Consider the following 14,177-nt stretch of genomic DNA (forward strand, 5'->3'; position numbering starts at 1 on the left):
TCTTTTCGTTTAATGAAATTTCATTTGAGGTAAAGTCTTTACATTCTTTGCCTGACTATTAGAAAACCTTTTACATGTTTTTTTATAATTTTGGAAGATGGAGGCAATATTTTTATGGCAAAACTATTTATCCAAGTCTTTAAGGCTCTATTGAGCTTCAATTTCTGAAGCTTCGTAAAAGTTTTTATAGTACGTATGTTCTATTCTCGAGCTAAGAATTATCCAAAAAATCACCGTCAACTTGATTTTTATCAATATGACACAAGGAATTTATATTGAGCTCTTGTAAGAGTAAGTATAAAGCTAGCCATATTATTGTTGTTGTTTTGCAAAGAGATTAATAAAAATCCGGAATATCTCTCAATCCATAGCCAATTTATTGACAACTGTACAACATTCTTATTCTAAATAAAGCTTTTTCTTATTCTATAACTTGTCAATCAAAATACAGATTTAATGCAATCGTGTATTTGAGGTAAATATTGAGACGATTAAGAATTTTATAAGAAGTTCTAGCTTTTGTATGCCAGATTAGGGCAAGAGTTATATCTGTTTGATTTATTTATGAACCCGGAATACAGTCTTATTTAGAAAGAATATGAAGGCATCCAAAGAAAATTCCCATCTTTGCTGTTAATCCAATTTATAATTTCAAAAGCATCTAAAGTAATATCTTTTAAACCATGGAGATAGTGCATTGCCTCACACTTTTGTTAATCGCATTCTCTAATAGGAGTATGCTTTTCATGCCAAACAGAACGCTTTAAACAGACTAGACTTGTTGTTGCATATTCATGTACTTAAGAGAGATTTTTGAACGTACACTACATCCATTTCATGATAGGGCTCATAAATGATATAATATACGCGAATAGTATACTATCAACACCGTTGTGAAGAAATATAAAGCCTATTGAGCATATCATTATTATTCTTTCTCAGCTGTCAATATTGCAACAGTTTTTGATACGAGAGAGAGGATATAAGAAGTATTTAATTTTTTTTGAATAGTTTTTAGCTATACACCGATCTCGTTTGTGACTGGCAAGAAGATGACTTTAATCGATTTAATATGAGAAGCTTTATGATGAGGTAAAATTACGTTATTCGGAGCTGTTATTCAAAAAAATAATAAATTATCTATAGAGCGGTGCGCTAGAAAATAAATAATAAAGCTTATTCTCTTATGGAAAGAATCTTAGGTTACATGACAAGATTTTTCCATAAGTAAGAGTTTTTACTTTACATGTTTAAAGAAGAGTTCCTGACAAAATGAGAGAAGCTACAGAAAAATAGATTATAATGCCCATGACATCTACTAAAGTTGCCACAAAAGGAGCAGAAGCACTTGCTGGATCAAATTTTAAACCTTTAAGAATAAAAGGCAACATAGATCCAGAAAGAGAACCAAAGGTAACGATTCCAACTAAAGCTGTACCCACTGTTGTCGAAATAGCAATCCAATGTTGGCCATAGTCGTAGATACCTAGTTTTTGCCAAAGAGCAATGCGCGTAACACCAATAATTCCTAATAAGAGACCAAGGGATAGTCCTGTTGGAATTTCACGAATGATCACTTTCCACCAGTCTTTCAACGTGAGTTCACGTAAAGCCAATGCACGGATAATAAGGGATGTAGCCTGTGAGCCGGAATTTCCTCCTGAGCTCATAATGAGAGGTATGAACAGTGTAAGAATAATCGCTTTTTCGAGTTCTGTTTCGAAATGTTGCATAGCGCTTGCTGTCAGCATTTCACCGATAAAGAGTAAAGCGAGCCAGCCTCCGCGTTTTTTCATCATTTCAGGAAACTTAATTTGCATATAGGGCTTATTAAGTGCTTCCATACCCCCAAATTTATAGGCATCTTCATTCATTTCATCGACCATAGTATCAAGCACGTCATCAACGGTTACAATGCCAATGACATGGTTACTTTCATCAACTACAGGCACAGAGAGAAGATCATGGCGCTGGAAAAGGCGTGCGATATCTTCATGATGTGTGAAAGGTGATATTGTAATGGGCGAGTCATGGGTAGGGACATTAAGAATTTGTTCATCAGGTGAGGCAAGAATAAGGTTACGCAGGGAAACAGCTTTGAGAAGAGTACCTGTTTTGGGGTCAATTACATAGCTGGTATAAACTGTTTCACGTGTTCGCTCGACCTCACGAATGTGATCCAAAGTTTTTTGTATGGTCCAGTTTGAAGGAACGGCTATAAACTCTGTTGTCATCAGTGCTCCTGCTGTATGATCAGGATAACTGGTGAGTTTTTTAAGTTCAGCGCGCGTTAAGGGGTTAAGCAAGGCATAAAGTCGTGTGCGGGTTTCCTTATCCATTTCTTGAAAGACGTCTGCAGCAGCATCGGCAGACATGCCATCAAGAATTTCAACAGCACGATTTATAGGGAGAAGTTCTAGGATGGCAGCAGGTTGCTCAAGCTCTGGTTTATCAAAAAGTTCGATAACATAATCAAGAGGCAGAAGACTAAGAATAGTTACACGTTCCATGATATCGAGGTCATTGATGATATCAATAGAGTCTGCAAAATGCTGGTTCTTTAACTTTTCAGCGAGAGCTTCAGGAGAAAAATTTTTGAAGTCGAAGGCCGTTTTGATTTCAGTCATGATAAAGTACCTCCTGAAGAGTTGGAGAGTTGTAAATCTAGATAATAGATGAGATAAAAACAAAAGTTTATGGAAGATTTAAAAAAAACTCCCCAGCTATATTCCCAATTGTTAATATTTGAAGTAAAGTCAAGGGTAAATTATAAGTTATAAACAAGTTTCTGAATCACTAAAACGAGAATACAGCTTAATTTGAGGATAATATAAAAACGTAAATGTAAAAATCAGTTCTGATTTTACCATCATTTCTTTAATGTAGTTTGCGATTTTCAAAAGAATCTAAAGCAATATTTTATAAAGAGTGGAGATTATGCTTTTCTCCAAGTGTTTTTGTTAATATGCAATCCTATTGTGATGTGCGAGCGAATAATCTTTATTGCTTCAATATAATATGGTTTGAATGAAAGAACTTTACGATTTTCAGGTTTTTTATTCAATAGGGTTTTGAAAGGTAGTTTTGAAACTCACGAAATAGTTTTAGTATGTTATCAATTTGTGTCGTAAAGATAATTGTTACAGTTTAAATTTATAATGGAGACATAAAGTATTATGACAAAAGCAGCAGTGCTGGACTGGAAGGGATTTTTAGGTCTTCCTGATTTTTCTTCTATAAGTGACGAAGATTTTAAACCCGCTTTTGAACAGGCACTTCAAGAAGCAGAAGAAGAACTAGAGGCAATTGCGATGGTGCAAGAACCACCAACGCTTGAGAATTTTTTGCAGCCTTTTGAGCTTTGCGGCAAAGCGCTTGATCGTGTCTGTTCAATATTTTTCTTACGCACCAGTGCTCATACGAATGTATTAATTCAACAGCTAGAGCAAGAGTTCGTTGTAAAACTTTCTCGTTATTCTTCAAAAATGATGATGGATGCGCGGATATTTGCGAAAATAGATGTACTTTATAAACAGTCGCAGCTGGGCACATTTGAGAGTGAAACAACACGTGTTCTTGAATTATGGTGGAAAAAGTTTGTTTGTCATGGGGCAAAACTCGATGAAAAAGCTAAGAAACGGCTTTTGGAAATTAATGAAAGACTTGCTTTTTTAAATGCTACTTTTGGACAAAATGTCTTAAATGATGAAGCTGAATGGATTCTGTTTTTAAAACAAACAGACTTATCTGGTTTACCGCAAGATCTCATTGCTTCAATGAAGGAAATTGCGTGTGAAAGAGGCAATGAAGAAGCGTATGCATTAACACTAGCACGTTCGATTGTTGAACCTTTTTTAAAATTCTCTGATCGTCGTGATTTGCGTGAGGTTGCATTCCAAGCTTGGGCTAAACGTGGTGAAAATAATAACAAGAATGATAATAAAACAATTATTGTAGAGATTGTTGCGCTTCGAGATGAGCAGGCTAAATTATTGGGATATAAATCTTTCGCAGATTTGAAGCTCGATAATACTATGGCTAAAAGTGTTGATTCCGTTATGGATTTGCTTATGCCTGTATGGAAGCGCGCAAGAGCGAAAGCTTCTACTGAGCAAATTGACTTACAAAATTTTGCCAACAATCAGGGCAGCAATGAATCTTTAGCTGCTTGGGATTGGCGTTATTATGCTGAAAAGCTTCGCACTGAAAAACTTTCTTTCGATAGCGCTGAGATTAAATATTATTTTCAGCTTGATCTTATGATTAAAGCGGCTTTTGGGGTAGCCGAAAAACTCTTTAGCATTACATTTGAAGAAAAAAACGCTGTTACACTTTGGCATCCTGATGCACGTTTGTGGGAAGTAAAAAAGTCTGATGGAAGTCTACTTGGGCATTTTATTGGTGATTATTTTGCACGTTCTTCAAAACGCTCCGGTGCGTGGATGAGTAGTTTGCAATCACAACATAAATTGGATGGCAGACAAAAGCCTATTATCTACAATGTTTGTAATTTTGCTAAACCACCTAAAGGGGAAGTTGCTCTTTTATCACTTGATGATGCACGTACGCTTTTCCACGAATTTGGACATGCATTGCATGGTTTGCTTTCTGATGTCACATGGCCATCTGTGTCGGGAACATCTGTTTCACGTGATTTTGTTGAGCTACCTTCTCAACTTTACGAACATTGGTTAACAGTACCAGAGATATTAAAATCTTATGCTATACATACAAAAACAGGCCATCCTATGCCACAAGAGTTGATAGATAAAGTCTTAGTAGCACAGACATTTAATGCAGGATTTTCTGCCGTTGAATTTATCTCATCAGCTTTAGTGGATATGGCTTTTCATCAAGGCGAAACAGTCACTGATCCAACAGTGTTTGAACGCCAAGAATTAGAAAAGCTGCAAATGCCTGATACAATTATTATGCGTCATCGTCCCCCACATTTTATGCACGTGTTTGCGGGGGATGGTTATGCATCTGGTTACTATTCTTATATGTGGTCGGAAGTCCTTGATGCTGATGCTTTTCAAGCTTTTGAAGAAACGGGAGATGTTTTTAATTCAGAGCTTGCTGATAAGTTGAAACGTTTTATTTACTCCGCTGGAGGAAGTCGTGATCCAGAGGAGCTTTATAAAGCTTTTCGGGGACGAATGCCTTTACCAGAGGCAATGATTAACAAACGTGGACTATAAGATACAACGGTATGGTTAACACCATGCCGTTTTCATATTATTCGAAAGGTACAGTTGCGATTTATGCAAATTTTCTCTTCATTATAGCTCTGTAAACAGAGTTTTTTATCTTATTCGCTTTTTGTTTATAGAGGAAAATAGATTTTGTATTTTAAATAGACATTATGGAAAAGAAAAATTATCAGCTCGATCTTTTTGATGCCCATTTGGTGGAAACCATGATTTTTTTATAAAACTTGACTTTCTTTTGCCTAAAAGGTGAGTGTTTTTTTGTGCCATATCATCGAGGCTCATTGGAGGCTGACGCATAATTTTACTCCGCTCTTGATTCTCTGATTCTTGTATAAGTTTTTGAATAACTTGATCGGTTGAGTAAGAATTTTCATGAGAAAAGGCATAAAAATTTGAAATATTTTTCAATGTTTTTTCTAAATAAGAGGCAAGTTTTTTCTTTCCTTCAGGGGTGAAATGCATGCCATTATTGGTGCGTAATTTGGTTATTTTTCCATTAATATCATAGCCTGAAAAAGAAAAATTTCCTGTCTCATCACTAAAGCCGCTCCAGATATCGAGAAAATACCCTCCTGCTGTTTCTGTTTCTTGTTTATAGAGCGCATTAAAAATTCTCATTTTTTGTGTCAAAAGATCATTTCCAAAAGAAGGTTGACCTATCCATATCCATGATTTTCCAGAGGCGTGAAGACTTTCAGCAATTTCGATAATTCTTTGTTTGTAGATGCGCATCCATTCTGACTGATCTGTGTTAATCATGTTATGAGAGTCTGTGATGGGTTGATTATCATTTGCACCGATCATCATGATAATAACATCGGGGCTATTTTGATCAATGAGTTTAGAAATATTGCTTTGCCAAGAATAATAATCCGTTCGAACTAAGCCGGAAGCTGGCATCGTGTTGTTCATGATAACGATATCGCTATTATTTATAAAAAATTTCTTAAGTGCATCAGCAACAGCAGAAGCTGCAAAATCCCCTATGACAAGAATGCGCTTTGCATTCTCATTTTTTAGCTTTTGTATGTTTTTTTGTGTTACGATCTTTTTTTGCGGCTTGTCTATTTTTTGTTCTATAATTTGCGGTGGCTGCTGTGTCTGTTTGTTTTGTTGTGACAACCATTTGAAGAAGTTCGTTGCTTTACTTGGGGATGGCTGTAAGATCCCCACAATAGAAAGTGAAAACAGCAATAATGTCAAGTATATCAGGCGAGAAAGAGACAAAACCTTATTCTCCATTATTGTTTGCGAAGGAGAAAAAGCACTTGAGATGATGGATATCCATTTGCTTTTAGTCCGTGACGGAGTTGAAAAGCTTTAATTGCTTTGCGAGAAGCTGTTCCGATTTTTCCATCAACATTCCCTTTATAATAGCCCAGTGTCTTTAAGCGCGATTGCAGTTCTTTACATTCTTGGAAAGTAATAGATTGAAAAGGTCTTTGCCAATCATTTACCAATCCAGGATGTCCAGCAATGCGATCAGCAAGAAGGCCAACAGCAAACGCATAACGATCTGCATTATTATAATGTTTCAGAACAAGGAAATTTTTTGTGACTAAAAATATAGGTCCTTTTGCTCCATCTGGATATTTTAATATTGCTTGTTCAGCTGATGTAGGAAGAGGGTGCCCATTTGCGTGTTTTACACCTAATTTTTTCCATTGTTCAAAGGAATACCAGCCTTCAGGAAGGTTTTTCCCCTGCGGCACTTTTACCTCTACTCCCCAAATAAGATTAGGTTGCCAGCCATTTTTGTGGAGAAGGTTAGCAGCAGTAGCCAGAGCATCTGGAACAGAGTTCCAGATATCACGCCGTCCATCTTGGTCCATATCAACTGCATAGGCGAGATAACTGCTTGGAATAAATTGTGTATGCCCCAATGCACCGGCCCAAGATCCAGTGAGTTGAGAGCGTTTAATTTCGCCACTTTGTAGAATTTTCATAGCAGCAATCAGCTGTGTATATGCATATTTTGCACGTTTTTTATCAGCATAGGCTAAAGTTGCAAGAGAGCGAATGGTATCACGCATTACACTTTTATTAGCTAAAACCTTCCCATAGTTGCTTTCCATTGACCAAATAGCAAGCAGAATATTGCGATCAACACCAAAACGTTTTTCAATTTGAAGAAGCCATTTGTTCCATTTTTGAGTTTGGCGCCGTCCTTCCTCAATTGCAATATCATGGACACGATTATCGAAATAGTTCCATGAAGGAGCAACAAATTCCGGTTGGTATGCGGCGCTTTTTAGAACTTCTGGATCAATGGCATTAACACCTTTAAACGCCATATGAAACGTAGAAGGGGTAATATTGTGAGCAATAGCTATTTTTTTAAATTCTTTAATCCAGAGTTTAAATCCGCTATCAGCATATGAAAGGGGTGCAAAAAACATTAAAAAAGCAGAAAAAATAACGGCAGAGACAGTGAAAAGAGTTCTCCAAGCTATTGACTTCTCTAAAAAGAGAGTCTTCAATTCTGTTTTTTGCATTTTGAAATCCCCATTAATATTCAATTCATTAGATGTGCAATAACTTTATTTTGTATTTAGTTTAATCGATAATATGATCAAGAAGAGGAAAAAACTGGAATAAATAATACGTTTTAATCCTTTCAATAAATTCTCAGACTCTTTTTACATTTTTATTGCTCATTATAATGATAATCAAAACAATAAGATATCTTTTTTACCATTTCGTAAAAACATATGATAAATAAAACAAAAAAGTTATATGAATTCATTGAGGAGGGTGAGTGTGCGTAAAATCCGGAAAGCAGTATTCCCAGTAGCAGGTCTTGGGACGCGTTTCCTTCCTGCGACAAAAACGATTCCTAAAGAAATGCTAACAGTTGTTGATAAACCTGTTATTCAATATGTTGTGGATGAGGCGAGGGAAGCTGGTATTGAGCATTTTATTTTTGTGACTGGACGTAACAAAGCAGTCATTGAGGATTATTTTGATGCGCAAGTTGAATTATACACGATACTTGCTGAATGTGGAAAGAAAGAAGATCTTGCACACTTATACCGTTTACAGCCATTACCAGGGTCAACTTCTTTCACTCGGCAACAGCAACCTTTGGGATTAGGGCATGCTCTTTGGTGTGCACGTGAATTAGTTGCAGGGGAACCTTTTGCTTTGTTATTACCGGATATGTTGATACAAGCGAAAAAGGGCTGTCTTTCTGAAATGATGAGCCTTTATGAAAAGGTGGGTGGGGGAAATATTATAGCAGTTCAGGAATGCGATCCTAGAGAAACACATAAATATGGTATTGTTGGGAAAGGCAAACAGATTGCAAATGGTTTTGAAATCACAAAAATGGTAGAGAAACCAGCACAAGGTACGGCACCATCAAATTTGTACATCAATGGACGTTATATTTTGCAGCCAGAAATTTTTAATATTCTTTCCACTCAAGAACGGGGAACAGGAAATGAAATTCAATTAACAGATGCTATGATACGGCTTTCAAATGAGCAAGATTTTTGGGGTTTGCAAGTAAAAGGGCGCACTTTTGATTGCGGTTCTAAAGCTGGTTTTATTGAAGCCAACGTTGCATTTTCTTTGGCACGCGCTGATATGCACAGCCACGTTTCTGCTTCATTGAAAAATTTACTAGAAACCATTAATGTCGAAAAGTGATATAGATCTCTCACTTAATTTTATTGGTCGAATTTGATTATGACAATATCGTCTCCTCATATGGCTTTGCAAGGTGCAGTAGCATCAGCGCTTAAAACACTTGCTAGTGAAAAGCAGGGGCTTGAAGCTCTTGAAAAAGCTCTTCTGGAAAGTCTTTCTTCTTCTTTTGAAGCGGCTGTTCAAACTATTAGAAATGCTCGTGGACATGTGGTTATTACTGGTCTTGGAAAAAGTGGTCATATAGGGACAAAAATTGCAGCAACCTTAGCCTCAACTGGAACACCTGCCTTTTTTGTTCACGCTGCAGAAGCCAATCATGGTGATCTTGGTATGATTGGCTCTGATGACGTTATTCTTGCTTTATCATGGTCTGGTGAAACTCAAGAGTTAAGTGGTATTATAAGTTATGCGGCGCGTTTTCGTATCCCCCTTATTGCGATGACATCAAGTAAGCACTCTGTGTTAGGACGACAAGCTGATATTGTACTATTATTACCAAAGATAGAAGAGGCTTGCCCCCATGGTTTAGCCCCTACAACTTCAACAATTATGCAATTGGCAATGGGAGATGCATTAGCGGTTTCTCTTTTAGAAATGCGTGGTTTTACCGCAACGGATTTCAAAATATATCATCCTGGTGGTTCTCTTGGTGCAAGCCTTAAATACGTGTGTGATATTATGCATGAGGGTGATAATATTCCTTTGGTTATGCAGGGAACAGCTATGACTGAAGCGATGAATGTTTTGGTGGAAAAACATTTTGGTTGTGTTGGTGTTGTGAATCAAGAAGGTGAACTAATCGGAATTGTAACTGATGGCGATCTTGCACGTAACATTCATTTTAATTTATCAAAATTTAATGTTGACGAGGTGATGACCAAAGCTCCTAAAGTTGTAAAGCCAAATACACTTGTTGGTGCAGCAACAGCTTTTATTAATGATCATCAGATTGGTGCATTTTTTGTGGTTGAAGATAAAAAACCGATAGGAATTGTTCATTTTCATGATCTTTTGCGCATTGGCGCTGCTTAGATTAAAGTTCCCTATCAAATAAAATGTTATTTTAGGTTGAAATAGATTGAATGATACAAAGTTACAATTTTATTGTGAGGTGGCTTTACTGATATTTTGTGGAAGAAAATGATTATTTTACGCATTTCATAATGTTTAGAAAATTTTCAGGGTAAAGATTATACCAGCCTCTTTGCGTATTTTAGAGAGGATTTTCTATCAGGAGGAGAAAGGATATCGCCTCCTGCTTAATGTGTGTGCTCCCTCTGTTCTTAAGAGAGGTTTCCCTTGTACTTTGTTTAAGATTTCCGCTTAAGGAAAAACTGTGCTCCTGTATGTGAGGTGCAGAGAAGTTGTGTGGCGTCATATGACATTGTACAATTGACTCTAGAAATTGTTCCACGGAGAATAGAGCGTATTTCAATTTCTATATTTTGGGCATTGAGATAATTATATGCTCCTTCTGATAGTTTTTCTTCTGTATCTGCTGCATGCGTTTCAAAAACACCATTGTGGAAAGAAGAAATAATACCATTCTCATCAACCCATTTTCCATCAATTCCAGTTGGCATATTTGAGTTATAATATCGCGAAAAGTTACAGGCACTTAACAGCAAGGCGGTAATTGTAAGACATAAAATATGATAGGTATGTTTCATTTATTGCACTCTATTTAGATTATTTTGCTCTCTAGTTTCTATAACATTATTAAATTACCCCATGAGTCAATATGAAAAATTTGATAAAAATCAATGAAAAAGCAAAAAAATGGAAAAAAATGCCTTAATGTTGTATTTAATTGACAGCTTGATGAATTTCGTAAGTGAAACACAAGAGGTAAAATATTTCTTATGGTTTACAACAATTTTTATATTAAGCTGCTAAGTAGTCTCAAAGGAGATTATTGACATTATGGTTGGTCCCATTCTTGTTGCGAGTGAAGATTATGGAAGACGTATAGAACTTTCTTCTATGCTGCGAGGTTTTGGTTATCGTGTCATTGAAGCAGAAAATGGTCTCCGTACGATTGATCTTTTACACAGGCGTAAAAACATTGTGCTTGCACTCCTTGATGTCGTTATGAGTGATTTGAGTGTGAGCGATTTGATTAAAATGATTAGAGTTGCTGGTGTTTCTGTTCCTATTGTCGTTATAGCACAACAAGAGAATCAGCATTTACTCCAGAAAGCTTTAACAGCTGGAGCTATTGATTATTGGATCCATCCAGTAACATTATTACGTGTAAGAGTTACTTTGGATATCCTTGCTCTTATTTCTGCCTTGGAGCATGAGGTTCGAGATATTCGGCGAAAAAAAGAGAATCATTTACGGTTTTCTGATCTTTGCGTAAAAAGTAGAGCTATGCAGATAGTATTAGAACAATCGAGACAAGCAGCAACTTCTTTACAGAATCTTTTGATAGAGGGAGAAGCTGGAACAGGACGTGAGACATTAGCTCGGATTATTCATCATGAGGGATTATTTTCGGAGGGTGTTTTTGTTCGCTTTCAATGTTCAGCCATCGTTGATCCAGAAGAAGAAAATCAGCAGTGGTTTAAAGAATTCCTACCATTGGTTTCTTCTCTTGAAAAAGGGACACTTTGCCTTTGTGATATTGATCGACTTGAGCCCATACAGCAAAAACGGTTTGCTCATTACCTTAAAGAAAGGGAAAGGGATACAAAAGGAGATTTTTTTCCTTTTCGGATCATCGCTATTTCAACATCGCGTTTAAAGGACTTGGTTAATGAGAACTTTTTTTTGCATAGTTTGTTTGAACAATTTTCTCACTTGTCTATTAGCGTTCCTGCTTTACGAGAATTAAGGGATGATTTTCCAGAGATCACACAACGTTTGATTGATCGCATTATCACAGAAACAGGGCGATCACATGTCCATGGTTTAGCAGGCTCTGCTCTTTCCTTGCTTATGCAGTATGATTGGCCTGGCAATAGAAATGAGCTTGAAACCTTTTTATTTCGTGCGATTTTACTCAGTGAAGGACCGTTATTAACTGTTCGAGACTTTCCGCAATTAATGGGAAATTCATTAATGAATGTTCCCAATATCATTGAGGGTAATATGCAAGAAGATAATGAGCAAGAATCGATAAAATTTTTGAATACTGATGGGCATGTACGTACTTTTGCAGAAATGGAGCATGATATTATAGAGAAAGCGATTAAACATTATAAAGGACATATGAGTGAGATTGCGCGTCGCCTTCATATTGGTCGCTCTACACTTTATAGAAAAATGGAAGAATTGAGAGCAATAAGAAATCAAGAACGAAAATAAAATTCATAACAAATTTCTCTTCATGACAAGCATGCGTTTCAAAAAATAGAGTGAATTTTGATAAAGTCCGTGGGGGAAAGCTGAAGAAAACAATCATTTATTGTAAAATTTATCTATAGTGGATAATTTTGTTGATTTAAATCAAATATAAATTTTATGTGACTATTTTAATCGTTTGTTTCAATTTATACAATTTTAGTTAAGTTTACATTTATTAAAACAGAGAAGCATTTTTAAAAACTTTTAAATACTACCGCTAAAATTTTTGTATCATCAATATTAAATTTATACTCTCTTAAGCAAGAAGTGGCATTTTATCTGCTATACGATTAAGATAAAGTGATTAGTGTTATCGTTTGCATTACTGATGATGTGATAGTTTAAAATAGAAAGTTTGCCCTCTTTGACTCTTTTACAGATTGTTATTGGTTTTGTCCTCTTTTTTTTTATTGCATCTATGTTGGCAATCTACACCTATGGGCGTTTTGTGAAAAATGCTAGGGGAAAATGTTCTTATGCGTTACCTCTTCAGAAAGATGAAACTAAGCTTGATCGTATCGTCAGTCAATTAGCTGAGAAAGAAAATGGATTGGGGATTGATAAAGATGCCCTTTCCCTCATTATCAGCAATTTGGATGCGTTTTGTGTTCGGGCAATAGGAGCTGCAGAGGCTGGGCGTAGCCTTGATCTGATGTATTATATTTGGGATGATGATTTAACGGGGCGCCTATTATTAAGTGAAATAGTTGAGGCAGCTGATCGAGGGGTTCGGGTACGGCTTCTTTTGGATGATATTAATGCTCAGGCACGTGATCCAGCTTATATTGCGCTAGATAAACATCCTCACATTGAGGTGAGAATGTTTAATCCAGGGCGATCGCGTAAAGGTGGTTTACGCCGTGGTTTAGAAATTATATTACGGGCAATTACTGTAACACGTAGAATGCATAATAAAGCTTTTATTGTTGATGGCAGGGTCGCTTTTGTAGGAGGACGTAATCTTGCAGATTCTTATTTTGATGCTGGTAAAGAATCCCATTTTCGAGATTTAGATTTGATGTTAATCGGTCCTTCTGTTAAAAAGGTAGAAAGTATCTTTGATGATTTTTGGAATAGTGCTGTTGTTTTGCCAATTCATACTTTGGTTGTTCCTAAAAGCGCAAGTGATCTTAGCTATTGGAAAGATAAATTACGAAAGTTTCGTGATTCCAAAGTTGCAAAAGTTTATTTAGATTATGTCAAAGAGCACATTAACTTTAATTGTTTTATCCAAACAGGAAAGCGGTTATTTTTAGCAGACAAAGTTGTTGTTCTTTCTGACCCTCCAGAAAAAGCATTGCGTAAAAAAGCAAGTAATTGGCTTATGAAGGCACTTTCAAAGGTTATTGGAAATGCCCAAAAAACGGTTCAGATTACGTCACCTTATTTTGTTCCTGGTAAGGTTGGCACGCAGAATTTTAGTAATTTGGTTTCAAAAGGTGTTGATGTCAAAATTCTGACAAATTCTTTAGCAGCTACTGATGTAGCATTAGTGCATGGTGGTTATGTACCTTATCGTAAGGCATTGTTGAAAAGTGGTGTTAATCTTTATGAATTAAAAGCGGAAGGCAATACTCATGGGTTACGATTGTTTCGATCGAGTAAGGCAAGTCTACATGCCAAAGCTTTTTTAATTGATCGTAAAACAGCTTTTATTGGATCTTTAAATTTTGATCCAAGATCAGCATCATTAAATACAGAAATGGGCATTCTTTTTGAATGTGCTCCCATTACAGCAAGATTAGATTTGTTGTTTTCTGAAGAAACCACAGGGGAAATGAGCTATCATCTGCGTCTTGGTGATAATAATCGTATTTATTGGGATTTTATTGAAAATGAAAAAAAATATAGCATTGACTATGAGCCAGAAAGCAATTTTTGGCGTCGCGCATTTGCAAAAATAATAAGTTGGTTACCTATTGAATCACAATTGTAAATTTTTATAAACCACACTTAAAAAAAATA

At 36.2% G+C, this 14,177-nt stretch carries 9 protein-coding genes; 5 read left to right on the forward strand and 4 right to left on the reverse strand.

What is annotated here, in order from left to right:
* Positions 1–1,250 precede the first annotated feature (1,250 nt).
* On the reverse strand, positions 1,251–2,627 hold the full coding sequence (gene mgtE, locus ACFIMP_RS05045) for a magnesium transporter (protein ID WP_375606748.1): 1,377 nt from the start codon (positions 2,625–2,627) through the stop codon (positions 1,251–1,253).
* A gap of 549 nt (positions 2,628–3,176) precedes the next feature.
* Between mgtE and ACFIMP_RS05050 the strand changes: the two genes are divergently transcribed.
* Positions 3,177–5,201, forward strand: a complete 2,025-nt coding sequence (locus tag ACFIMP_RS05050) for a M3 family metallopeptidase (protein ID WP_375686098.1) — start codon at positions 3,177–3,179, stop codon at positions 5,199–5,201.
* A 162-nt stretch (positions 5,202–5,363) separates the two neighbouring features.
* On the opposite strand, the gene ACFIMP_RS05055 is transcribed toward ACFIMP_RS05050, so the two are convergent.
* Both ACFIMP_RS05055 and ACFIMP_RS05060 read right to left on the reverse strand, forming a co-directional pair.
* The gene (locus ACFIMP_RS05055) at positions 5,364–6,440 is read right to left on the reverse strand and encodes an SGNH/GDSL hydrolase family protein (protein ID WP_375686099.1); all 1,077 of its coding nucleotides are present in this window, start codon (positions 6,438–6,440) and stop codon (positions 5,364–5,366) included.
* A 14-nt stretch (positions 6,441–6,454) separates the two neighbouring features.
* Positions 6,455–7,708: a lytic murein transglycosylase gene (locus ACFIMP_RS05060; RefSeq protein WP_375675752.1), complete on the reverse strand. Its 1,254-nt coding sequence runs from the start codon at positions 7,706–7,708 to the stop codon at positions 6,455–6,457.
* A 265-nt stretch (positions 7,709–7,973) separates the two neighbouring features.
* Between ACFIMP_RS05060 and ACFIMP_RS05065 the strand changes: the two genes are divergently transcribed.
* Positions 7,974–8,864: a UTP--glucose-1-phosphate uridylyltransferase gene (locus ACFIMP_RS05065; RefSeq protein ID WP_375638353.1), complete on the forward strand. Its 891-nt coding sequence runs from the start codon at positions 7,974–7,976 to the stop codon at positions 8,862–8,864.
* Positions 8,865–8,903: 39 nt separating this feature from the next.
* On the forward strand, positions 8,904–9,896 hold the full coding sequence (locus ACFIMP_RS05070; protein ID WP_375613282.1) for a KpsF/GutQ family sugar-phosphate isomerase: 993 nt from the start codon (positions 8,904–8,906) through the stop codon (positions 9,894–9,896).
* Between the two features lie 278 nt (positions 9,897–10,174).
* On the opposite strand, the gene omp10 is transcribed toward ACFIMP_RS05070, so the two are convergent.
* A complete protein-coding gene (gene omp10 / locus ACFIMP_RS05075) occupies positions 10,175–10,534 on the reverse strand; it encodes an outer membrane lipoprotein Omp10 (RefSeq protein ID WP_375611849.1) in 360 nt (119 codons plus the stop codon).
* A gap of 253 nt (positions 10,535–10,787) precedes the next feature.
* Here omp10 and ACFIMP_RS05080 point away from each other — a divergent pair, with 253 nt between their 5' ends.
* Positions 10,788–12,173 (forward strand): sigma-54-dependent transcriptional regulator, encoded by a 1,386-nt coding sequence (locus ACFIMP_RS05080; RefSeq protein WP_375611848.1) that lies wholly within the window; start codon positions 10,788–10,790, stop codon positions 12,171–12,173.
* 403 nt (positions 12,174–12,576) lie between these two features.
* A complete protein-coding gene (locus ACFIMP_RS05085) occupies positions 12,577–14,148 on the forward strand; it encodes a phospholipase D family protein (protein WP_375613283.1) in 1,572 nt (523 codons plus the stop codon).
* Positions 14,149–14,177: the final 29 nt, after the last annotated feature.

Origin of the sequence: Bartonella sp. AP65SXKL, from assembly GCF_042195725.1 — a bacterium.
GTDB lineage: Bacteria > Pseudomonadota > Alphaproteobacteria > Rhizobiales > Rhizobiaceae > Bartonella.

Excerpts from the sequence above, each read along its gene's own strand:
- omp10 (WP_375611849.1), bottom strand. The coding sequence starts at position 10,534 with ATGAAACATACCTATCATATTTTATGTCTTACAATTACCGCCTTGCTG.
- ACFIMP_RS05060 (WP_375675752.1), bottom strand. The coding sequence starts at position 7,708 with ATGCAAAAAACAGAATTGAAGACTCTCTTTTTAGAGAAGTCAATAGCT.
- mgtE (WP_375606748.1), bottom strand. The coding sequence starts at position 2,627 with ATGACTGAAATCAAAACGGCCTTCGACTTCAAAAATTTTTCTCCTGAA.
- ACFIMP_RS05050 (WP_375686098.1), top strand. The coding sequence starts at position 3,177 with ATGACAAAAGCAGCAGTGCTGGACTGGAAGGGATTTTTAGGTCTTCCT.
- ACFIMP_RS05080 (WP_375611848.1), top strand. The coding sequence starts at position 10,788 with ATGGTTGGTCCCATTCTTGTTGCGAGTGAAGATTATGGAAGACGTATA.
- ACFIMP_RS05070 (WP_375613282.1), top strand. The coding sequence starts at position 8,904 with ATGACAATATCGTCTCCTCATATGGCTTTGCAAGGTGCAGTAGCATCA.